This window comes from Acrocarpospora sp. B8E8 (genome assembly GCF_039871605.1).
GTDB lineage: Bacteria > Actinomycetota > Actinomycetes > Streptosporangiales > Streptosporangiaceae > Acrocarpospora > Acrocarpospora macrocephala.
Window position 1 is genome coordinate 1 of sequence record NZ_JBDPLV010000058.1, and the last position, 22,581, is coordinate 22,581.

The 22,581-nt window shown below is 67.1% G+C and carries 17 protein-coding genes; 6 read left to right on the forward strand and 11 right to left on the reverse strand.

The features are described 5' to 3' along the window. Positions 1–99 precede the first annotated feature (99 nt). The 5 genes from ABGB08_RS39760 to ABGB08_RS39780 are packed head-to-tail and all read right to left on the reverse strand — an operon-like array spanning position 100 to position 7,882. Positions 100–2,607 (reverse strand): glycoside hydrolase family 3 C-terminal domain-containing protein, encoded by a 2,508-nt coding sequence (locus tag ABGB08_RS39760; protein ID WP_347601558.1) that lies wholly within the window; start codon positions 2,605–2,607, stop codon positions 100–102. Positions 2,608–2,634: 27 nt separating this feature from the next. Then, a complete protein-coding gene (locus ABGB08_RS39765; RefSeq protein ID WP_347601560.1) occupies positions 2,635–3,447 on the reverse strand; it encodes a carbohydrate ABC transporter permease in 813 nt (270 codons plus the stop codon). Beyond that, on the reverse strand, positions 3,444–4,301 hold the full coding sequence (locus ABGB08_RS39770) for a sugar ABC transporter permease (protein ID WP_347601562.1): 858 nt from the start codon (positions 4,299–4,301) through the stop codon (positions 3,444–3,446). The genes ABGB08_RS39765 and ABGB08_RS39770 overlap by 4 nt, the downstream gene beginning before the upstream one ends. Beyond that, entirely contained in the window at positions 4,298–5,593 is a 1,296-nt protein-coding gene (locus tag ABGB08_RS39775) for an extracellular solute-binding protein (RefSeq protein ID WP_347601564.1), read from the reverse strand. The genes ABGB08_RS39770 and ABGB08_RS39775 overlap by 4 nt, the downstream gene beginning before the upstream one ends. Positions 5,594–5,602: 9 nt before the next feature. Beyond that, positions 5,603–7,882: a TIM-barrel domain-containing protein gene (locus tag ABGB08_RS39780; RefSeq protein WP_347601566.1), complete on the reverse strand. Its 2,280-nt coding sequence runs from the start codon at positions 7,880–7,882 to the stop codon at positions 5,603–5,605. 194 nt (positions 7,883–8,076) lie between these two features. On the opposite strand from ABGB08_RS39780, the gene ABGB08_RS39785 reads away from it, so the two are divergent. Beyond that, a complete protein-coding gene (locus ABGB08_RS39785) occupies positions 8,077–8,274 on the forward strand; it encodes a hypothetical protein (RefSeq protein WP_347601568.1) in 198 nt (65 codons plus the stop codon). A 24-nt stretch (positions 8,275–8,298) separates the two neighbouring features. On the opposite strand, the gene ABGB08_RS39790 is transcribed toward ABGB08_RS39785, so the two are convergent. The 5 genes from ABGB08_RS39790 to ABGB08_RS39810 all read right to left on the reverse strand — a co-directional run bounded on the left by ABGB08_RS39790 (position 8,299) and on the right by ABGB08_RS39810 (position 13,509). After that, a complete protein-coding gene (locus ABGB08_RS39790) occupies positions 8,299–8,508 on the reverse strand; it encodes a hypothetical protein (protein ID WP_347601570.1) in 210 nt (69 codons plus the stop codon). After that, on the reverse strand, positions 8,505–8,810 hold the full coding sequence (locus tag ABGB08_RS39795; RefSeq protein WP_347601572.1) for a DUF6247 family protein: 306 nt from the start codon (positions 8,808–8,810) through the stop codon (positions 8,505–8,507). Before ABGB08_RS39795 ends, ABGB08_RS39790 begins: the two co-directional genes overlap by 4 nt. A gap of 101 nt (positions 8,811–8,911) precedes the next feature. Continuing rightward, entirely contained in the window at positions 8,912–10,423 is a 1,512-nt protein-coding gene (locus ABGB08_RS39800) for a glycosyl hydrolase 53 family protein (protein ID WP_347601574.1), read from the reverse strand. Further along, entirely contained in the window at positions 10,420–11,526 is a 1,107-nt protein-coding gene (locus tag ABGB08_RS39805; protein ID WP_347601576.1) for an arabinogalactan endo-1,4-beta-galactosidase, read from the reverse strand. Before ABGB08_RS39805 ends, ABGB08_RS39800 begins: the two co-directional genes overlap by 4 nt. A 12-nt stretch (positions 11,527–11,538) precedes the next feature. Beyond that, the gene (locus tag ABGB08_RS39810; protein WP_347601578.1) at positions 11,539–13,509 is read right to left on the reverse strand and encodes a beta-galactosidase; all 1,971 of its coding nucleotides are present in this window, start codon (positions 13,507–13,509) and stop codon (positions 11,539–11,541) included. 173 nt (positions 13,510–13,682) lie between these two features. Here ABGB08_RS39810 and ABGB08_RS39815 point away from each other — a divergent pair, with 173 nt between their 5' ends. The 4 genes from ABGB08_RS39815 to ABGB08_RS39830 are packed head-to-tail and all read left to right on the forward strand — an operon-like array spanning position 13,683 to position 17,721. Beyond that, entirely contained in the window at positions 13,683–14,984 is a 1,302-nt protein-coding gene (locus tag ABGB08_RS39815) for an extracellular solute-binding protein (RefSeq protein ID WP_347601580.1), read from the forward strand. Next, positions 14,985–15,875, forward strand: coding sequence for a sugar ABC transporter permease (locus ABGB08_RS39820; RefSeq protein WP_347601582.1), 891 nt, complete (start codon positions 14,985–14,987; stop codon positions 15,873–15,875). It begins immediately after the preceding gene. Further along, on the forward strand, positions 15,872–16,708 hold the full coding sequence (locus ABGB08_RS39825) for a carbohydrate ABC transporter permease (protein WP_347601584.1): 837 nt from the start codon (positions 15,872–15,874) through the stop codon (positions 16,706–16,708). Before ABGB08_RS39820 ends, ABGB08_RS39825 begins: the two co-directional genes overlap by 4 nt. A gap of 14 nt (positions 16,709–16,722) precedes the next feature. Then, positions 16,723–17,721, forward strand: coding sequence for a LacI family DNA-binding transcriptional regulator (locus tag ABGB08_RS39830; protein WP_218041717.1), 999 nt, complete (start codon positions 16,723–16,725; stop codon positions 17,719–17,721). A gap of 140 nt (positions 17,722–17,861) precedes the next feature. Here ABGB08_RS39830 and ABGB08_RS39835 read toward each other — a convergent pair whose 3' ends face one another. After that, a complete protein-coding gene (locus tag ABGB08_RS39835) occupies positions 17,862–20,186 on the reverse strand; it encodes a glycoside hydrolase N-terminal domain-containing protein (RefSeq protein ID WP_347601587.1) in 2,325 nt (774 codons plus the stop codon). Positions 20,187–20,233: 47 nt separating this feature from the next. Between ABGB08_RS39835 and ABGB08_RS39840 the strand changes: the two genes are divergently transcribed. Beyond that, complete coding sequence (locus tag ABGB08_RS39840) at positions 20,234–22,396, forward strand: beta-galactosidase (protein ID WP_347601589.1); 2,163 nt, start codon at positions 20,234–20,236, stop codon at positions 22,394–22,396. Positions 22,397–22,581 lie beyond the last annotated feature (185 nt).

Below are 22,581 nucleotides of genomic sequence, written 5' to 3' on the forward strand. Positions count from 1 at the left end.
GGCCACCTCGCCACGCCACCGGTGATCCCGCAGCCCACCCCCACCCAGCTCGATCTCCTCTATCTCCTCGGGGTGGATCCACGGCAGCTCCGGTGACGATCACAGACCTGCGGAAAACGGGGCTAGGGTCACGCGCTGGAAGCCGCGGAGTTGCTTGATCGGCTGCTTCGCGCGGGATTGCCGCTGATGGGTGTAGAGCTGAACCACCTCATCCCCCGCGCGGTTGCCCGTGTTCGTCACTTTGACGGAAATTTCGTAACCCGCGCCTTGAGGGGTGACCGTCAGGCCTTGGTAGCCGAAGGTCGTGTACGAGAGGCCGTGGCCGAAGGGGTAGAGCGGGCTGCCTGAGTAGTACAGATACGTCGAACCTGTCTTGATGATGTCGTAGTCGGTGATCGGGGGCAGGGTGGCGGTGGCGCGGTGCCATGTCTGGGTGAGGCGTCCGGCGGGGTTGACGTCGCCGTACAGGACGTCGGCGAGGGCGTGGCCGGTTTCTGCGCCCGCGTGGGTGGTCCAGAGGATGGCGGGGACGTGGTCCTGGAGCCAGTCGATCGTGGCAGGGTAGCTGTTCTGGAGCACCACGACCGTCTTCGGGTTGGCCGCGCGGACGGCCTTGACCAGGGCTTCCTGGCCTTCGGCCAGCTTGGTGGAGGTGCGGTCGTGGTCTTCGCGGCCGTTGATGAACGGCATGCTGCCGACGACGACCACGGCCACGTCGGCGGCCTTCGCGGCGGCGACGGCGGTGGCGATGCCGTCGGTCACGACCTCCTTGGTGAACCTGGCGGCGGTGGCCTTCGCGCCGACCGAGAGCTTGCCGTCGGGGTCGACCTGCACGTAGGTCTCCGGCAGCCAGAACCACGGCTGCGTAACCTCATACCCGACATATCGGATAAGGAAGGATCCATCCCCGGCGGGCTCCAGTTTGAACTGCTGCTGGACGAACCATCCGTTGGGCTGGTCGTCGCGGGTGATGAAGGGCGCGAAGTTCCAGCCGAGATACCGGCCGTTCCCGGCATTCCGCAACGTCACGACCCCCTCGCCCCAGTCGGTCAGATCCCACTGGGCGGCAGCGGCGATCTCCGGGGTGCCGGCGTCCGTGGCACCTCCACCGGACGCCAATGCCATCCCAGCGTCCGAAGTGCCCGTCGCGATCCCAGAAGCCAATGCCGTCCCAGCGTCCGAAGTGCCCATCGCGACCCCGGAAGCCAATGCCGTTCCGACGGTGTCGGCGTCCGTCGTGCCCGTCGCGGTGATGTATCTGCCGGACGCCACATGCTTGAACGCGACCCGATCCACCCCCTCGGTCCCGGTGGCCGTCGCGCGTTCCTTGATGCCGTCGAGGGCGGTCACGCGGTAGGGAAGGCTGCCGCCGTACCAGTCGGTGTAGAGGGTGTCGCCGAGTGGTCCGATGACGGCGACCTTGCGGTTGGGGGTGAGCGGGAGCAGGCCGGAGTTCTTCAGCAGGACGGTGGCTTTGCCCGCTGTCTCCCGGTTGAGCGCGCGGTGCGCGGGCGAGTCCACGACGGCTTTGGTGATGTTCCCGTAGGGGCCGCCGCCGGGATCGAATTCACCCAGCCGGAACCGGATGCTCAGGATGTGGCGGATTGCCGTGTTCACATCGGTTTCGGTGATCAGCCCCGCCGCCAGCGCGTCGGTCACGGCGGTGATCGTCCTGGCGGAGTTGGTGTCGTCGGTGGTGAAGCTGTCCACGCCGGCCTTCAGCGTGGCCGCGTCCGCCTGGGCGAGGTCCGGGTAGTAGCGCTGGGAGTCGACCAGGTTGTTGGGCGCGTGCGCGTCGGTCACGTTGAACAGATCGCGCGTGCTCCAGGTCCGTACGCCGGAGTTCAGGTCGGTGACCGTGGCCGGGCGGCCGTTGACCACGTTGTACGAGGTCATCACCCCGGTGGCCGCCCCGGCGGCGATGGCCGTGCGGAAGGCGGGCTCCTCGTATTCCTTGAGCACCCGCGCCGGCAGGCTGGAGTTGGTCGTCGTACGGTTGACCTCGTTGTTGTTGGCCAGGAAGTGTTTGAGCACCGGGGCCGCCCGCAGATGGTCGGGATCGTCCCCGGTGATGCCACTCCCGTACGCGGTGGAGATCGCCCCGGTAAGCAGCGGATCCTCCGAATACCCCTCCTCGTTGCGCCCCCAGCGCGGATCCCGCAGCAGGTTCACCACGGGCGCCCACAGCTGGAGCCCCCACACCCGGGGATTCTCCGCGTGATACCCCCGCGCCTCGGTGCCGACGGCCGCGCCGACCCGTTTGATCAGCGCCGGATCCCACGTGCTCGCCAGCCCGACGGCCTGCGGGAACACCGTCCCCGCCGCCGTACGGACCGCGCCGCCCGCCTCGACGTCGGTGGACCAGGCGACGCCGTGCAGCGCTTCGGTGCCCGTCTTGAACGAGCCGATGCCGAGGCGTGGCACGGCGGGCTGGTACTGGTGCAGCCAGGAGATCTTCTCGGCCAGCGTGAGCCGCCCGAGCAGGTCATCGATCCGCTGCGACAGAGGCAGCCCGGGATCGCGGAACGGGAAGTCGTCAGCGGCTTGGGCGGGAACGGTCCCCATCGCGAGGACCAGGACCAGCGCGAACAACAATCGTCGGAACATGGGAAAGCCTCCAGGTCAGGGTGGCGGCTATTTGATGGCGCCCACGGTGATCCCGCGGGTGAGGGTCCGCTGGAAGATCAGGAAGAACACCACGGCGGGCACGATGCCGAGCAGCGCGGAGGCGCTGGACATGGTGGCGTCCATCAGCCGGTCGCCCTGCAGCACGCCGAGCGCGACCGGCACGGTCTGGTTGTCGTTGGAGATCAGGAAGACCAGCGGCAGGAAGAACTCGTTCCAGGTCCAGATGAAGAAGAAGATGAGCAGTACCGACAGCGTGGGCCGGCTGATCGGCACCACGATCCGCCACAGCGCCCGCCACTTGCTCGCGCCGTCGATGGCGGCGGCCTCCAGGATCTCGGCCGGAAACCTCCCCAGCACCGCCGAAAGCAGATATGTCCCGAAAGCTGCCTGAATAACGACAAATATCAGGATCACGAAGAGGCGGCTGTCGTAGAGGCCGACCTGTTTGGCCAGGTAGTACAGCGGATAGACGAGCGCCTCCTGCGGCAGCGTGTTCGCCACCAGGAACACGACCAGGATCCAGAGCCGCCCGCGCACCCGCCCGATCCCCAGCGCGTACGCGTTGAGCACGGACAACGCCACCGCGCCCACCGCCACACACCCACTGATCAGCAGGCTGTTCCACAGCTTGCGGGTGAAATCCACGCGATCCCAGAAAGCGACGATCCCGTCGAGATAAATCCCGTCAGGCAACGCCAGCGGCCCCCCGGACGAGTACTCCGCCGGAGACTTGAACGCGTTGAGCCCCACCAACAAAAACGGAAATAGCATGACAAATGCCAGGACGATCAGTGCGGCCAGCAGCGAGTACCGTCTCACGTCTCACGCTCCTGAACCCGCAGGAACAGGAACGTCACCACGACGATGATCAGCGCCAGCACGGTGGCGATCGCGGAGCCGTACCCGACATTGACCCGCTGGAAGAAGTTCAGATACGAGAAATACGACGGCACCATGGTCGCCCCCGCCGGTCCCCCACGCGTCAGCACGAAGATCGGCCCGAACACCTTCAGAGCGGCGATCGTGCAGGTCAGCAGCACCACGAAGAACTCCGGCCGGATCTGCGGCACGGTGATGTGCCAGAACCGCCGCCACCACGAAGCGCCGTCGATCTCCGCCGCCTCGTACAGCGCCGGATCCACCCGCTGCAAACCGGCCATGAAGATCACCACCGGATACCCCAGCTGGAACCACACCATGATCGCCATCACCGTGGCCAGCGCGATCGACGGATCGCCCAGCCAGTTGACGTCGATCCCGAAGATCTCGTTCACGGCGCCGTACGAGGGGTGCAGCAGCCACCCCCACACCACGCCCGCGATCGCCACCGGCAGCACCTGCGGCAGGTAGAAGGCCGCCCGCAACGCGGACGCCGTACGCGGCCCGAACTTCTTGACGATGTAGTCGAACAGCGCGGCGGCGAGCACCAGCCCGAGCAGGGTGGGCACCACCGCCATCGCCAGGATCAGCGCCACGTTGTGCTGAAATGACCCCCAGAACCGCTCATCCTTCAGCAGCCTGGCGTAGTTCTCGAACCCGATCCATTCCGGCGTGCCCACCCCCGACCAGCGGGTGAAGCTCGTGGCGACGTTCATCAGGAACGGCGCCACGATCACACCGACGAACAACACGAGGCTGGGGATCAGATAGAGCCAGTATCCCCGCGACCTCATCCGCCGATATCCGCCAGATTCTCGTTGTAGGGCCCGGCGATCTCGTCCAGCACCGCGCCGGGCGCGGTCCCGTTGATCAGCCCCTGTACGCCGGCCACCATCACGTCGTAGTACCCCGGAGCCGGCCAATCCGGATAGAACGCCAGGCCGTCCTGCGCGGACAGCTTGTTGAAGTTCTCCACCAGCTCCTTGCTCTTGGCGTCGGTGATCGCCGCCGGATCGGCCGCCACCGGCAGCCCGCCCGAGTTGCCCAGCAGGTTCTGGATCTCCTTGCTCATCGTGATGTCGATGAAGTCGTACGCGAGGTCCTTGTTCTTGGCCTTCTCCGGCACCACCCAGATGTTGCCCGAGGAGCCCGGCGCCAGCTGGTTGCCCGGCCAGAGGAAGGACCCCCACTCGAAGTCCTTGACCGTCGACTGGACCCTGCCGTACCACCAGGAACCGGACACCATGATGGGGAACTTGCCGCTCATGAACGCGACGCCCATGTCCTCGGCCTTGATCCCGGCGGAGTCCTTGTCGACGTAGCCCTTCTTCACCCAGTCGGCGTAGGTGTTGGCGGCATAGGTGAGTTCTGGCCCGTGGAAGTCGACTTTGCCCTTGTAGAGCTGGTAACTGTCCACCCACGGCCGTTGGGCCTTGCTCAGAGCGAGCAGGTAGAAGATCTGCTGGGCCGGGTATTCGGCGCCCGCGTTGGCGATCGGCGTCACGCCGTCCTTGACGAACGTGTCCAGACCGGCGGTGAACTGCTCGTACGTGGTCGGGACTTCCACCTTGTGCTTCGCGAAGAGGTCCTTGTTGTAGTAGACCATCACGTATTCGGCGTAGTTCGGAATGCCGAACCATTTGCCGGAGCCCATGATGCCGCGCTCGTCATATTTCGCGGTGGTCTGCAGGGACGCCGAGAGCGCCTTGTCCCAGCCGCGCTGGGTCGCCTGCTCGGTCAGATCGCTTAAAAGCCCCTGCTTGGACAGCAGCCCGGCGGTCGCGTTGCCCTTGTTGTATTCCATGATGTCGGGCGCTTCATCGGAGTTGAGCACCATTCCGGCGGTCTTCTGGATCTGCTCGAAGCCCTTCTCCTCGAACTTCACCGTGACCCCGGGGTGGGAGGCCTCGAACTTCTTGATCGCCTCGGCCCAGGCCTTGCCCATCGCGCTGTCGGCGCCCTCGTAGTGCCAGAGCGTGAGCGTCCTGGCCTGAGTGCCGCTGGACGACTGGGGGGTGGTGCTATCGGTGCCCCCACAGGCGGCCAAAGCGGCCACCATGAGAACGATGAAGGGGGATTTACGCATTGCATACTCCTAGAGAATGACGAACTCGGCGGACGCGCCGACGAGCTCGACGTGGGAGATCCGCTTGGGACCGTCGGCTCTGACCACCAGCCGGTCTCCGTCCACCGCCGCGGTCACGGTGGTCGTTCCGTCCAAATCCCTTATTTCGGTACGGCTAATGCCTTCCGGCAGCCCGTACACGACAAGGGTGATGTCCGGGTCGTCGGCCACCGTGTCGCCCGGGGTGGTCGTAGGGATAAGCGCGCCGTACCGGACGTACAGCGGGATGCGGTCGAGGTGCGGCGAGATGGGGAAATATCGCCCACCGGTCAGGACCTCGCCGGTCCAGTAGTCCACCCACGACCCCGCGGGCAGGTAAACGCTCCGGGAACCATCGGCCGAGGTCATCGGCGCGACAAGCAGATCCGTACCGAACAGGTACTCCAGGTCCGCCTGCCACGACACCGGATCATCCGGGTAATCGACGCAGAGCGCCCGCATCATCGGCGCGCCCGTCTCAGCCGCGACCACCGCCGAGCTGTAGATGTACGGCATAAGCCGATACCGCAACCGCAACGCGTCGATCGCGCCCTGCTCGGCATGCGGCGGGAACTCCCACGGTTCCCGGCTGGACGTGCCATGGAAGCGCACCAATGGAGACAGCGCCCCGAACTGGGACCAGCGGATGTACAGCTCCGGGCTGGGCGTGCCGGTGAAGCCGCCCGCGTCGTGGCTCCAGAACGGGATGCCGGACAGGCCGTGCGAGAGGCCGCCGCGGATCGTGCTGCCCATGGCCGGGTAGGTGGCGTCGACGTCGCCGCTCCACTGGGCGGAGTGGCGCTGCCCGCCCAGGTAGGAGGAACGCGCCCAGACCATGCCATGCCCGGCGACTTCCCGGGTGACGTCGGCGACCAGGTCGTTGAAGAGCAGCGTGTAGACGTTGTGGAGTTCGACGCCGGTCATGCCGTTGAAGGCGATCGAGTCGGCGGGAACCCCTTCGGCGAAGTCGGTCTTGAACACGGCGACGCCTTGCTCAAGGAGGGGCTTCAACAGGCCACGGAACCAGGCCGCCGCGTCCGGATTGGTGAAGTCGACGATGCCGGAAGCCGGGTAGGAGCCATGCCAGACGTCGGCGACATACACCTCGCCGTCACGCTTCTTCAGGAAATATCCGGCGTCGGCGGCCTCGGCGAAGGCCGGGCTCAAGTGGGAAATATACGGATTCATCCATAGGCAGACGTGGAAGCCCTGCTCGGCCAGCTCGGCCAGCATGCCTGCCGGGTCCGGGAACGCCTCCGGATCCCACCGCAGATCCGACCAATGCCCATCGGTCTGCCAGAACGTGTCCAGATGCAGCACGTCACACGGAATGCCCTTGGTCCGGATCGTCCGGGCCCGCTCCAGCACCCGCTCCTGGCTGTCCCGGAAGAACCCCGACGAGATCCACGCCCCGAACGCCCATTTCGGCGGCAGCACCGGCTTCCCGGTCAGCCCGCCGAACCGCGCCAGTACCTGCTCGGGCCCCGGCCCCGCCAGCACGTAGTAGTCGATCAGATCGTCCGGCACCACGATCTGCACGTCGCTGTGCGTGGACTGGCACATGTCGAACTCGACCGGCATGCCACTGTCCACGACGATCCCGTAGCCCCGGCTGGACAGGTAGAACGGCACATTCTTATACGCACGCTGCGATTCGGCCCCGAACGCGTCGAAGTTCCACATCAGCGGCCGCTGCCCGCGCTTGTTCACCGGCGTGAACGACTCCCCGAACCCGCAGAACGCCTCGTCCGCCGGAACCAGGAACGTCTCGTGATAGGCCACGGTCGTCCCGTCCACCGTCGACCGCCCGAACGGCAGCGTGCGCAGCCGCCCGCTGATGTCGGGCCGCCCCGGATCCTGCTCGACCAGCACCCGCCCGCTCTCATCGACGAACCGCATGTTCCACGGATTCAGCTGGATCTCCACCCGCAGCCCGCCCGCGTTCAGCACCACCCGGCTCTCGTCCGCCGTCACCACCGCGTGGTACTTCCCCGGCGTCACCATGGAGATCGCCCGCGCCGACCGTGTCCTGGCGTCCGCGTCCTGCATCAACCGGACCCGGATGACCCCCTCCCCCGCCGCGCAGATCCGCACCACCAGCGACTCGTCCGCCGACGTGGCCCCCTTGAACGTCACCCCCGCCCAGTCCACGGTCACCACCTCGGCCCGGATCAGCGCGGAAAGCCCTCCCTCCCCGCGCTCCCGAACCGGCAACTCCGGCGGATCCGCCACAAAATACTCACGAGCCACCAACGGCGGACGGTACGGCATCAGATCTCCCACCCCAGCAGACGACCACTTCGCGAATTAGTTTGCCGTCCATCCCAACAAACGTCAACGCTGTGACATGGCCGCCTTCCGGGTCAGACGAGCTTGACCCCAGCCAAGCCCACCCCAAGCCCTTGCCTGATTTGTCCCGCTATGTGGTAACTTGAGAACTTAGCCGGAGCAAAGCGGGAAATGAGATGTCCAAATTCGTGCACGTTCTGCCAACTGACGACGTCATCCCCCACGAGGGCAGCCCAGACTGCGTCTGCGGCCCCTACACCGAATCCATAGAACTACGCGGCGCCATGGCCGGCCAGGGCCCCGTCGCCGTCCTCTACCGCCACTACGCGGTCATCCCCTGCCGGGACTGGGAAGCCTCTCCAGAAATCCTCTGACCCCGGGATACTCGGTGTCGATGATCAGCCAGCCCAGACCAGTTCGTAGATGGTGATCAACTCGGCCTCCGCATCGACGTGGAAGTGAAGCAGGCCATAATCACCGAAGGTGGTCTGCCGGTAGTCCGTGCGTCCGGGATACAGCACCTGTGCATCCCACGGCTCCTCCAGCAGATCGGCCGTCCGCTCGACTAGGGCCAAGGCCGACGAAGACAGGACTGCGCGGTAGCTCACTTACGCCGTATCCGAGCCAGGCGCTCATCCCAGTCGGGAATCGCTTCCTCGAGAGGCACGACTTCGCCCGAGCTCCCGGCCGCCTCCTCCGCGCGCTGATCATACGTGGGATCGGCGAACGCGATCGAGTTCAGCCACCACAGGTTGAGAACCTCGGGCAGCCGGTGGTACTCACCAGGCTCGCGCGCCACCTCCCACGCCTCGTGATACTGGGCGAGGAACACCGGGCGCCACTTCTCCGGCAGGGCTCGGAGGATCGCCTCCGGGTCGTACCGAGGATCATGGACAGGCTGCGCGCTCATGTCTCCAACGTTACCCCTCGGCAACCCTCCTGCCTCAGAATCCGCACCACCAGCGGGCGGTGTCTGGTGTGGTGCCACGACACCGCCCGGGGTTGGAAGTGCTACTGGTGGGTGAACTGGGTCAGGGCCGGGAGGGCTCGGTCGTTGAAGTCGAAAAGGGCTTGGTTTTCCCATTCGTTGCCGGAGGAGGGGTTGGTGGGGTCCCAGCCGTTGCCGGGGACGGCGGTCCAGGTGGGTTCCCAGTAGATGGCGCCGAGGCCGCGGGCGTTGGGGATGGCTTGGACCAGGGACATGATGTCGCGGAGCATCGCGGACTGGCCGGCCGGTGAGGATGGGTAGCCGGTCACGGGCGTGGCGGAGTTCACCATGTTGCCGAAGGCGTCGTCGGAGGCCGGCGTGAACGGGTAGGCGGTTTCGGCCAGCAGGACCGGTTTGCCGTAGCGGGTGGCGATGTCGTCGATGTTGGTCTGGAAGGCGGCGAAGGTGCCGTGCCAGTACGGGTAGTAGGAGACGCCGATCACGTCGTACCGCACCCCGTTGGCGGCGGCGCTGTCGAACCACCAGCGGAACAGGCCGTTGTCGCCGCCGTTGGCCACGTGCAGGACGACCTTCGTCGAGCTGGAGACCGCCTTCACCGCGTCATAGCCGGACGCGATGAGCTGGGCGAGTTGCGCGAAGCGGGAGCTGCGGCCGTCTTCCCAGAGCATGCCGTCGTTGATCTCGTTGCCGACCTGGACCATGTCGGCGGTGGTGCCCTGGGCTTTGAGGGCGTTCAGGACGTCGAAGGTGTGGTTGTAGACGGCGGTTCTGAGCTGGGCGAACGAGAGGGACGTCCAGGCGGCGGGTTTGTACTGCTTGCCGGGGTCGGCCCAGCTGTCGGAGTAGTGGAAGTCGATCAGCAGGCCCAGGCCGAGCGCCTTGGCCCGGGAGGCCATCGCGAGCACCCTGGCCTTGTTGTTGTAGCCGTCGGCGGGGTTCACCCAGACCTTGAGACGGGCGTAGTTGACGCCGTTGTCGCGCAGGATCGTCAGCGCGTCCCCGCGCACTCCGGCGGCGGTGAAGTACCGCCCGCCGAACGCCTCCGACTTGGGCAGGCTGGACACGTCGGCACCCTTGATCGACAAGGTGGCCGAGCCCGTGGAGAAGCTGACGTCGTCGAAGTTGGCCCAGCCTCCGGCGGCGGCGGAGCTGTTGAGGCTGATGGTGCACTGGGAGTTCGTCACGGTCTGGGTGACCGCGATCCGCAGCCAGTTCCCTGACACGGGAACGTAGGTGCGCCGTTCGGCGCCGCCGCAGTTCTTGAGCGAGATCCAGCTCTGGGAGGCCGTACCGGCGCGGACCCAGGCGCGGAGGGTGTACGTGCCGTTGGCGATGCCGGACAGAAACTGCCAGGTCTCCACCGTGTACGCCGAGGACGACCAGTGCGAGAGCCGGTAGCTGCCGGAGCGCCCACCCGCTTCGTGGAAGTCGGCGGCGGCCGTGCCGGTGGTGCTCCAGCCGGAGAGGTTGACGGTTTCGAAGCCCGTGTTGGTGAGCGTGGTCGCCGCCTGGGCGGGCGACGGGAGCAGCAGGGTGACGCCCAGCAGCGCGAGAACGGCCAGAATCCTGCTCATCGGCCCTGTCCGAACTCGCGCATGGCGGGGAGCGGACGGTTGGTGAAGTCGAAGAGCGCCTGGTTCTCCCAGCCGTTGCCGGAGGTGGGATCGGCCGGATCCCAGCCGTTGCCGGGCACGCCGGTCCACGTGGCCTCCCAGTAGAAGACGCCGAGACCCAGATTGTTCGGGACGGCCCGCATCATCTCGGTGATCTTTCGAAGGAAGGCGGTCTGACCCTCAGGGGTGGCCGGATAGCCGGGATACGGCTCGGCGGACAAGATGATGTTCTCCCAGCCGTCCTTGTCGACGGTGGTGAACGGGTAGGCGGTTTCGGCGAGGATCAACGGTTTGCCGTAGCGAACGGCGATGTCATTGAGGTTGGCCTGGAACGCCTCGAAGGTGCCGTGCCAGTACGGGTAGTAGGACAGGCCGATCACGTCGTAGCGGATGCCGTTGGCGGCGGCGTTGTCGAACCACCAGCGGTAGAGGCCGTTGTCGCCGCCATTGGCGAGGTGCAGGACAACGCGGGTGCGGGAAGAGACGGCTTTCACGGCGTCGTAGCCCGAGTTGAGCAGCCCGGCCATGCCCGGCCAGTTGTCATACCGCCCGTCCGGCCAGAGCAGGCCGCCATTCAGCTCGTTGCCGATCTGCACCAGGTCGGCGGTGGTGCCCTGGCGGCGCAGCCCGTTGAGCACGTCGTAGGTGTGGTCGTAGACGGCCTGCTTGAGCTGGTCGTAGGTCAGGGCCGCCCAGGCGGCGGGTTTGTTCTGCTTGCCGGGGTCGGCCCAGCTGTCGGAGTAGTGGAAGTCGACCAGGAGCTTCAGACCGGCGGCTTTGGCGCGGCGGGCGATGGCCAGGACGTGGGTCTTGTCGTTGTAGCCGTCGGCCGGGTCGACCCAGACCTTGAGGCGGATGTAGTTGAGGCCCGCCTTCTCCAGGATGCGCAGGGCGTCACCGCGGCGGCCGTCGCGGTCGCGGTAGACACCGCCGTACGCCTCCGATTTGGCCAGGCTGGAGACGTCGGCGCCGCGGATGGGGAGTGGACGGGGATGGGCGTGCGCGGGGGCGGCCAGGGTGAGGCCGAGTGCGACGCCGGTCAGCGCCGCCAGGAGACGGTTCATCGGATCCTCCGGTCAGGAGAGGCGGACGACGGTGACCGCGCCTGCGGGCACCTCGCCGTTGAACGGCGTTCGGGTGAGCACGTCGGTTCCGGTGAGGCCGGGGACCGTCGCGGGGGTGTCGGCGTGGTTGATGAGGAAGACATGCCGGTCGCGCCGGACATATTCCAGGGTGTCGGGCAGGTCCTGCGGGCGGGCCACGGCCGCCCGGTCGAGGATCGGGGTGAGCAGGTCGCGCAGGCCGTCGAGGGGGGCGGTGGCGAGGTACCAGGCGCTGCCCGCGCCGAGTTCGTTGACGGTGGCGGCGGGGTGGCCCGCGTCGGGGCCGGTGGTGAACGTCTGGACGGAGCGGGCCCCGGTCAGGCGGACCCGCTCCGACCAGACGCGTGCGGTGGCCCCGCCGGAGAGGGTGACGGTCTCGTGCTCGCGGAGCGGGTGGAACTCCTCGATGGACAGGCCGAGCAGGTCGCGGAGCACGCCGGGGTGGGCGCCCGGATGCACGGTGTCGTGCTCGTTGACGATGCCGGAAAAATACGACACGACGAGGTTCCCGCCGGACTCGACGTAGCGCTGCAGGTTCTTGGCGGAGGCCTCGGTCAGCAGGTACGAGGACGGCGCAACCACCACCCGATATCCCGAAATATCGGCGGAAGGGTGGACGAAGTCGGTGGTGACGTGGGTGCGCCACAGCGTTTCGTAGAAAGCGCTGATTCTGTCCAGGAAGGTGAGGTCGCCGGACGGGCGCCACTCCAGTTCGAGTGCCCAGTAGGACTCCCAGTCCCACACGATCGCCACCTCGGCGGCGACCCTGCTGCCCCGGACCTCGGCGAGTTCCCGCAGGTCGGAGCCGAGCGCGACGACGTCACGCCAGATCTGGGAGTCGGTGCCGGCGTGCGGGACCATCGCCGAGTGGAACTTCTCGGCGCCGAACCGGGACGCCCGCCACTGGAAGAACATGACGGCGTCGGAGCCCCGGGCGACGTGGGCGAGGCTGTTGCGCCGCATCTCCCCCGGGCGTTTGGCGATGCCGCGCGGCTGCCAGCTGACGGCTCCGGTCGAATGTTCCATGATCATCCAAGGCCCGCCGCCGGCCAGGGAACGGCTCAGATCGGCTGACATCGCCAGGTGGATGTGGTTGTCGCGCCGCTCGCCGTCCAGGTAGTGGTCGTTGGCGATCACGTCCAGTTCGGGCGCCCACCGCCACAGATCCATGGACTTGCAGTTCACGGTCCCGGCGAAGTTGGTGGTGACCGGTTTTCCGGTGCCGCGCAGCAGGTCGCGCTGCAGGCGGTAGTGCGACAGATGGGCGTCGTTGGAGAAACGCGCGTAATCGAGGCGTTGGGCGGGGTTGACCACGGTGTGGCTCCAGCGGGGGGCGTCGATCTCGTCCCAGTCGCCGTACCGCTGGCCCCAGAAGGTGGTGCCCCAGGCGTCGTTGAGGGTGTCGAGGCTTTCATGCGCGAGGCGCAGCCAGTCCCGCCAGGCGGTGACGCTGGCCGCGCAGTAGCACTCGCCGAGCGGCGCGCCGTACTCGTTGTGCACGTGCCACATCACGACCGCCGGGTGGTCTCCGTACCGGTCGGCGAGGCGGGTGACCAGCGCGGACGTGGCCGCGAGGAAGGCGGGATGGCTGGAGCAGGCGCTCTCCCTGCTGCCGAGCCCGATCCGGACCCCCTCCCGCGTCACCGGCACCGAGTCCGGATATTTCCGGGAAAACCAGGGTGGTGGGGTCGCGGTTGGTGTGCCCAGGTTGACCGCGATGCCCGCCGCGTGCAGCCGATCGATGATCTCGTCGAGCCAGCCGAACTCGTACCGCCCCTCGGCGGGTTCCAGCAGGACCCACGCGAAGATTCCCAGGCTGACCAGGGTCACCCCGGCTTCGCGCATCAGGCGGACATCCTCCTCCTGAACCTCGCGCGGCCACTGCTCGGGGTAGTAGTCGCCGCCATACGCGATGCCCTCCGGCAGAGCGGGATATCCAGGCACAAAGCCCCCCAAGCGTTAATCATTTCTGTGAACGTGCACAGTAATGCACGACCTCCCGGGAGGGAAGATATCGCCCAGATCCAGCGAGTTAACGAGAACGTAACGGGCATTGACAGCCAGATGGGGCCGCTCGCACTCTGTGAACGTTCACAGACTTCCCAGCGGAGGCACCTATGCGTACCAAACGCCTGGCCATAGCTCTCGCCACGATGCTGGCCGCCGGATGCGGCGGCGCGGCGGAGACGCCCGCGGCGGCGCCCGCAACGTCGGCCCCCGCAGGCCCGGTATCCCTCACCTACTGGACCTGGGCCCCCAACATGGACAAGATCGTCGAAGTCTGGAACCAGGCGAATCCGGACATCAAGGTCACCGTCAGCAAGCAGGCGGGCGGCGACGACGCGGCCGCCAAGTTCCTCACCGCCGCCAAGGCCGGCAACGCCCCCGACCTGGTACAGGCCGAATACCAGCACCTGCCGTCGTTCATCGCCGCCGACGCGGTCGCCGACATCGCCGCCGAGGCCGCCGCCGTCAAGCCCGAGTTCAGCGACGGCCTCTGGGGCCTGGTCACGCTGGGCACCGAGAGCGTCTACGCGATCCCGCAGGACAGCGGCCCGATGATGCTCTACTACCGCAAGGACCTCTTCGAGAAGTACGGCATCGGCGTCCCGAAGACCTGGGACGAATACGCCGAAGCCGCCAGGACCGTCCACAAGGCCGACCCGAAGGTCTACCTGGGCAGCTTCTCCAGCAAGGATCCCGGCTGGTTCGCCGGGCTCGCCCAGCAGGCGGGCGCGCAGTGGTGGTCGATCTCCGGGGACGCGTGGAAGGTCGGCATCAACGACGCCGCCACCACGAAGGTCGCCGACTTCTGGGGCGGCCTGGTCCAGGAGGGCGTGATCGACGACATGCCGTACTTCACCCCGGAGTGGAACAAGGCGCTCAACGACGGCACGCAGCTGAGCTGGCCGTCGGCCGTCTGGGGGCCCGGCGTGCTGGAGAGCAACGCGCCCAAGGGCAAGGGCAAGTGGGGCATCGCGCCGCTGCCGCAGTGGAACGGCGGGGAGAACTTCAGCGGCTTCTGGGGCGGCTCGTCGACAGCGGTCTCGGCGGGATCCAAGAACCGGGCTGCCGCGGTCAAGTTCGCGACCTGGCTGAACACCGATCCGCAGGGGATCGATCTGCTGGTCAAGGAGGCGTTCGTGTATCCGGCCTCCGGCAAGGGGCAGGCGGCGCTGGGCGCTCCTCCGGCGTACTTCGTGGAGAGCCAGCCGGACTTCTGGCAGCAGGCCGCGACCATCGGCACGTCGGCGCGCGGGTTCACCTTCGGGCCGAATGTGGGCGTCACGTACAACGCGTACAAGGATGCCTTCGATAAGGCGTTGCAGGACAAATCCCCGTTCAGTGCCTCGGTCGGGACCATGCAGGACGCGACCGTGGCGGACATGCAGAAGTCCGGCTTCACGCTGGCGCAGTAGATGCACCGGAGACACGGCGGCGCTCGCCTGAGCGCCGCCCCCTACCTGTTCCTGACTCCGGCGATCGTGCTGTTCATCCTGTTCCTCGCGGTGCCGATCGGCTACACCGTGCATCTGGCGCTGCGGCGGACCCGGGTGTCCGGGCTAGGCCTGGGCAAGGGGTCGCGGCGGGAGGTGTTCGTCGGGCTCGACAACCTGCGCGCGGCAGTCTCGGACGGCGAGCTCTGGGCCGGCTGGCTGCGGGTGCTCGGCTACGGCACGCTCGTGCTGGTCGTCATGCTCGGGCTGGCCCTGCTGTTCGCGCTGCTGCTGGATTCGGCGCACGTGCGACTGGCCCGGTTCTCCCGGATCGCGATCTTCCTGCCGTACGCGGTGCCGGGCGTGGTGGCGTCCTTGTTGTGGGGGTTCCTCTACCTGCCGAGCCTGACGCCGATCGGGGGGATCGATTTCCTGAGCGCTTCGGCGGTGACGTACTCGATGGCGAACGTGGCCGTCTGGGGTGGGACCGGATTCAACATGCTCGTGCTCTACACGAACCTGCGGGCGATCCCGCGCAGCTACTACGAGGCGGCGCGCATGGACGGCGCGTCCGAGCTGGCCATCGCGCTCCGGGTGAAGATCCCGATCCTGGTTCCGGCGATCATCCTGACCACGGTGTTCTCCATCATCGCCACCATTCAGGTGTTCACCGAGCCGACCACGCTGCGGCCGCTGACCAACACGATCAGCTCGACCTGGAGCCCGTTGATGAAGGTGTATCGGGACGCGTTCGTGACCGGTGACCTGTATTCGGCGGCGGCGACATCGCTGGTGATCGCGGCGGTGTCGCTGGTGTTGTCGTTCGGGTTCCTGCGGGTGGTGCGCGGGCGCGCGTTCGGGGAGGGCCGGTGAACCGGCGGCCGGTGGGGGCGCTGCCCACGGGGTTGCTGGTGCTGGGGGCGATCTACTGCCTGCTGCCGGTGAGCTGGGTGCTGATCTCGGCGAGCAAGTCTCCGGGTGAGCTGTTCACGCTGGGGACGCTGACGCCGGGGAGCGGGCTGCTGGAGAACGTGCGGGAGCTCAACGCGTACCGGGATGGGGTGTTCTGGCGGTGGATGCTGAATAGCGTCGTGTACGCCGGGGGCGGCGCGTTGTTGTCCACGCTGGTGTCGGCGGTGTCCGGCTTCGCCCTGGCGAAATATCGGTTTCCGGGGCGGAATCTCATCTTCAATGTGCTGATCGGCGGGATCCTGGTGCCGTCGGTGGTGCTGGCGGTGCCGCAGTACCTGCTCTTCTCCAAGATCGGGATGGCGGACACCTACTGGGCGGTCCTGCTGCCGCAGATCCTGCATCCCTACAGCATCTATCTGGCCCGGGTGTACGCGAGCGCGGCCGTACCCGACTCGCTGCTGGAGGCCGGGCGGATCGACGGCGCCTCGGAGGGGCGGCTGCTCGGGCGGGTCGCGCTGCCGCTGATGGTGCCCGGCATGGTGACGATCTTCCTGTTCCAGTTTGTGGCGATCTGGAATAACTTCCTGCTGCCGTTCCTCATGCTGGGCGACGACGGCAAGTTCCCGCTGGCCGTCGGGCTCTACTCGCTGCTCGCCGCCGGGGCCAACCAGCCCTCGCTGTACAACCTGATCATCACCGGCGCGCTGTTGTCGATCATTCCGTTGATCGCGCTGTTCCTGACCATGCAGCGCTACTGGCGTACGGACCTGTCCGGCGGAGCCCTCAAGGGCTAGTGGAGAATGCCAGTGTGAAGAGGCCGACAATCCACGACGTCGCGGCGGCGGCGGGCGTCTCGCGGGGGACGGTCTCGCGCGTGCTCAACGGGGACCGCTACGTGAGCACCGCCGCCCGCCTGGCGACCGAGCGCGCGATCGCCGAAACCGGATATGTGGTGAACCTCAACGCCCGCAACCTGGTGACCCAGCGGTCGGGCTCGGTGGTGATGGTGCTCTCCGAGCCGCACGAGAAGATCTTCGAAGACCCGAATGACAGCACCGCGATCCGGACCGCGATCCGGCGGCTCGCCGAGCGCGACCTGTCCCTGGTGATGATGATCGCCGGCGACGCCGGGGACAGGGAGCGGGTGCTGCGGTATGTGAAGGGCGGCCACGCGGACGGCGTGCTGCTCATGTCCACGCACGCGGGAGATCCGCTGGTGGACGCGCTGGACGGGGCGCGCATCCCGGCCGTGTCGTTCGGGGCCGTGATCGGGCGGGAGAACGTGATCCCGTACGCGGCGTGCGACGAGCGCGGCGGCGCCCAGCAGATGACGCGCTACCTCGTCGAGCAGGGCCGGAAGAAGATCGCGATGATCACCGGGCCGATGGACACGCCCGGGGGGATCCAGCGGCTGGAGGGGTTCGCGGACGTGCTCGGGCGCAAGGCGTCCAAGAAGCTCATCGAGCACGGCGACTGGACCCGGCTGAGCGGGGAGAGCGCGATGGCGCGCCTGTTGGAGCGCTCCCCTGATCTTGACGCGGTCTTCGCGGCCTCGGATGTGATGGCGTCCGGAGCGCTGTCGACGCTCCGGGCGGCGGGGCGGCGCGTGCCGGACGATGTGGCGCTGGGCGGTTTCGACGACTCCGCGGTGGCGATGTCCACCCATCCGGCGCTGACCACCATCCGCCAGCCGCTGGCGGAGATCGCCGAAGAGACGGTGCGGATCCTGCTGGACCTGATCGACGGCGCGGAGCACGTGCCGTCAGTGACCGTTCCCACCCGGCTGATCGTCCGCGATTCCGCTTAGCCGCAGGCGCCTCCTGACGTACGGCATCTCCTGATGTCAGGGCACCTCTTGGCGCCGGTACGGCGAGAACCGTCGCCTGCGTTGAACGGCGCCGGATAACGGCGAGTAACCCGGTGAGCCGGTTGTTCTATTCGGCGCTCCTAGAAATGAAGGTCGGTAGGGGTTCCAGCGGGGAGGTGGGCTTCTTGGCCGTTGACCTTGGCGGTGATGGTCTCGCGGGCGGTCAGGGTGGCTTCGATTCGCTTGGGGGACCAGGCCAGGCGGTCGAGTCTGATTCCGGCTCTGGCCAGGAGGCCCGTGACCTCGCCGGATGGCCAGGGGCAGGCGGGGAGGAGGTCGATGCGGCCCTCGTGGGTGGAGCGGAGGAGCATGGCGGCGATCAAGGCGGGGGTTCCGCCGCAGATGTCGACGTTGAAGATGGCGTCGCGGTTGTGGGTGGAGACCAGGTTGGGGCGCCAGTAGCGGGTGCTGAGCAGGGTCAGTGCCTCATCGGCCTCGGCGGTCATGCCCAGGCCGGCGGCGGCGAGTCCGATCTGGACCAGGCCGAAGGCCATCTCATCGGACTCTGCGCTTCGCCACCATGCCAGCCGTTTCTGTACGGCTATCGCCCCTGCTTCGGCGAGGTGGAAATCGGCTTCGTACCAGAAGGGGTAGAGGTGTGAGGCGTGGCGGTGGGCGTGGTTGTCCTTGATGTCCCATGCCCATTCGGCGAGTTCGCCGGTGGGGGCGATGCGGTACGAGGGTAACCGCCGCGCCAACGTCTCCCAGCGGGGGCGGGGATCGACCCGGCGGAGATTGGTGAGCAGGTCGCGTACGGCGGCGAGGTCCATGGTGGCGTTGATCGCGGCTTGGGTGGTTTCGCCGGGAGGGGCGTTCTCCGGGGAGTACGAAGGGACGAAGTTGCCCTGGGGATCAAGGAAGCCCTCGTAGAACGTGGCGGCTTCGGTCATGAAGGGGAGGGCTCGGGTGCGCAGGAAGTGGGTGTCGAGGGTGTGGCTGTAGTAGTCGAAGTAGAGGCGGGAGAGCCAGGCGGCGCCTGCCGTCCAGAAGGTCTGGCACCAGCGGGGGGTGAAGTGGTTCTGGCGGCCGTGGGTGGAGAGGTGGACGGGGGTGAGGATGCCGCGGCAGCCGTACAGGCGGTGGGCGTTGGCGCGGAAGTCCGGGAGGAAGGAGTCGAACAGGTCGAAGGCGGGGAGCAGGAGTTCGGGGGTTCCGGTGCTGAGCAGGGCGGCGACGGCGGATTGCAGGTTGCCGTCGATGGTGTAGCCGGACTGCCAGGCGGGGTGGCAGGTGCCGGACCAGACGCCTTGCAGGGTGGGCGGGAGGTCGCCAACGCTGGAGATGATCGCGTAGCGGCCTGCGGCGTAGAGCGTTTCGATGAGTTGTTCACCGCCCTGGGCGAGGGTTCTTTCCGCGTTTACGGTGATCTGCCGGAGGCGGGGGAGGTCGAAAAGGTCTCCGTGGGTTTCTTCCGCCTTCGCGGTGGTTTGCAGGTGACTGGAGCGGTCGAAGAGGTCGCCGTCGGCTTCTTCCGCCCTCGCGGTGGCTTTCAGGTGACGGGAGCGGTCGAAGAAGTCGGCGTCGGTTCCTTCCGCCTTCGCGATGGTTTGCGGAGGGCGGGAGCGGTCGGTCTCTTCTGCCCTCGCGGTGGCTTGGTGGGGGTTGAGGTGGAGGTGGGAGCGGTGGAAGAGGTTGCCGTGGATGGGTGCGTGGCGGGTTAGGAGTTCGTCGAAGCGCGCGGGTGGGTGTGGGGTGCTGGGGAGAAGCGGGTCTGTGGCCATGGTGGTTCTGGCGGTGATCGTTACTGAGGTGGCGCTGCGGATCTCCAGGCGGGTGCCGGTGGTCCAGAGGTGGCCGCCTTGTGCGGTGACGTGGCATTCGACCTGGTAAATGGGGGTGTTCAGGCGCAGGGTGAAGGCGCCGGTGATGGTGGGGGTGGATTCGATGGGGGTGGATCCGGGTGGGGAGAGGGTGAGGATGCCGCTGACGTCGCCGGTGAGGCGGATCGCGATCACGTCGTCGGGGCGGGAGGCGAACACCTCCTGGGTGAGGCCCGGCCAGCCTTGCGTGACCAGGCCCGACGTGAAATCGCATTCCCGGAAATATGGTGAATTGCTGGTGAGTGGGTGGAATGTGAGGGTGGCTGAGGGGACCAAGGGGTTGATCTGGCGGAGTTCCGTGTAGTCCGGGTTTTCCTCGATGGCAAGGGCGGTTACTCGGTCGGCTGCTTGCTGGTACGCGCCGCCGTACAGGAGGGAACGGAGTTCGGGCAGGATGCGCGCGGTGTTCGGGGGGTCGAGTGGGGGCACGAGCGGGAGGAACAGGCGTTCGTGGGAGAACGTGAGGGCCAGGGCGTGCGGGCCGCCGTACACGAGGGTGCCCTGACGGCCGTTTCCGGTGATCAGGGCGTGTTCCCAGTCGTCGGCGGGGGTGGCCGAGGTGAAGCCGTTGACACCGGAGATCATGGCAATTAGTTTGACCTCCATCCTAATGGGCGGCAAGAGGTGGGCCGATGCGCTACGGCGGCGACTACAACCCCGAGCAGTGGCCCGAGGAGGTCTGGCATGAAGACGTCGCCCTGATGCGGGAGGCCTCGGTCAACCTCGTGACCGTGGGCGTCTTCTCGTGGTCCCGCCTGGAACCCGTGGAAGGCGAGTACGACTTCGGCTGGCTCGACCGCGTGCTCGACCTGCTGGCCGCCAACGACATCCAGGTCAATCTGGCCACGCCGACCGCGTCCCCGCCGCCGTGGTTCAGCCTGGCGTACCCGGACGCGCTCACCGTCACCGCCGATGGGGTACGGCTCACGCACGGCAGCCGGGATACCTACTGCGCCAGCGCTCCGCCGTACCGGACGGCCGCGAAGCGGATGGCAACGGCGCTGGCCGGGCGGTACGGCGAGCATCCCGCGCTGGCGATGTGGCATGTGCACAACGAGTACGGGACGTGGTGCCATTGCGATCATGTGGCCGGCGCCTTCCGGGAGTGGCTGCGGCGGCGGCATGGGTCGCTGGACGTGCTCAATGAGGCGTGGACGACTGATTTCTGGAGCCAGCGTTATTCGGACTGGGCGCAGATCAGCCCGCCGCGGAAGACGCAGTATCTGGCCAATCCCGCGCAGTTGCTGGATTTCCGGCGGTTCCTTTCCGATGAGATGCTCGCGTGTTACGTGGAGCAGCGGGACGTCCTGCGGCCGACGGGGGTGCCGGTGACCACGAACTTCGTGTTCGGTGGGTGGGTTCCGGTGGATCACTGGCGGTGGGCGGAGGAAGTGGATCTTGTTGCCATTGATGATTATCCGTCCGGGAATGCGGAGGAGGAGAGCGCGTTCGCGGCCGATCTGGCGCGGTCGTGGGCGCGGGGGCGGCCGTGGTTGCTGATGGAGCAGGCTGCCGGGGTGCGGTACGCCGGGGGGCGAATGATCCCCAAAGAGCCTGGGGCGCTGGCTCGGCACTCGATGCAGCACATCGCCCGAGGCTCCCAGGGGGCGATGTTCTTCCAGTGGCGGGCCTCCCGGGGCGGTGCCGAACAATGGCATCACGGCATGGTTCCCCACGCAGGCCCCAACTCCCGCACATTCCAGGAAATATCGGCATTAGGCAGGACGCTCGCTGGGCTTCCTGATCATGTTCCTGGGATCGACACCAAGGTCGCGATCCTATGGGACTACGAAGCGTGGTGGGCTTTGCAATCCCCCGGTCTGCCCTCGCCCGACCTCGACTACCTCAAATCGATCCGCCAGGCCCACCGCGCCCTGTGGCAACGCGGAATCATCCCCGACTTCGCCCACCCATCCCACGACATTTCACAATACGAAACGATCCTCGTCCCGAGCCTGTACCTAATCACCAGTAAATCCGCCGCCAACCTCACCACGTTCGTGCAAAACGGCGGCACCTTGATCGTCTCCTACTTCACCGCCCTGACCAACGAACACTGCCAGATCCACCTAAACGGCCACCCCGGCGCCCTCCGCCACCTCCTCGGCATCTCAATCGACGAATTCACCCCACTAACCGAACCAATCCCCTTGTTTGCCAACCACGCCACCCATGACGCGATGCCCCCGAAGACCCACTCCACCGACTCAATGCCCTTGCCCTCCCCCCACACCGCGCCGGACGCGACGCTCCCGCACACCCACTCCCCCGACCCGAACCCCCTATTCGCCCAGGACGTGACGTCCCCGCGGGCCCCCTCATCCGAAGCAATCCCCTTGCTCGCCGCCCATACGACCCCGAGCGCGACGCCTCCGCATGCGCGGCCCTCCGAACCGATCCCCCTGCTCGCCCCGGACGAGAAGCCCCCACTCGCCCGCTCCTCCGGCACGGCCTGGAACGCCCAGCTCACCGGCATGATCTGGAGTGAGAACGTCCGTCTTGTGGGTGCCGAGGCGGTGGTCACCTATTCCAGTGGAACCCCGGCGATCACGCGCAATCATTACGGAGCCGGGACAGCCTGGTATCTGTCCACCCAGCTCGATGACGACGGTTACGCCGCGCTGCTCACCGCGGCGGGGCTGCCCGTCGCCTCCGTCCCGGCCGGCGTCGAGGTCATCCGCCACCGCGACGGAACCGTTTACGCCATCAACCACACCAAGGACACCGTCCACGGCGTCGCTCCCAACCCCCTGCCGCCAGGCGGTTTCGCGATATTCAATGACCCTTGCCGCTGACCTGCCCAAACGTGAACTGGATCAGGAATGGCAACTTATCGGGCTCTTGTTGGACTTTCAGGTGGATGGCACGGCGGCCTACCGTCCCCGTGCCAGTCCCGATGGCTGGCCGAGGCGGCCTGGGACAACATCCCGGCCCGGCCTCAGCGCCCCGGCCTCATGTCCGCGCGGTCGGGGCGCACTCC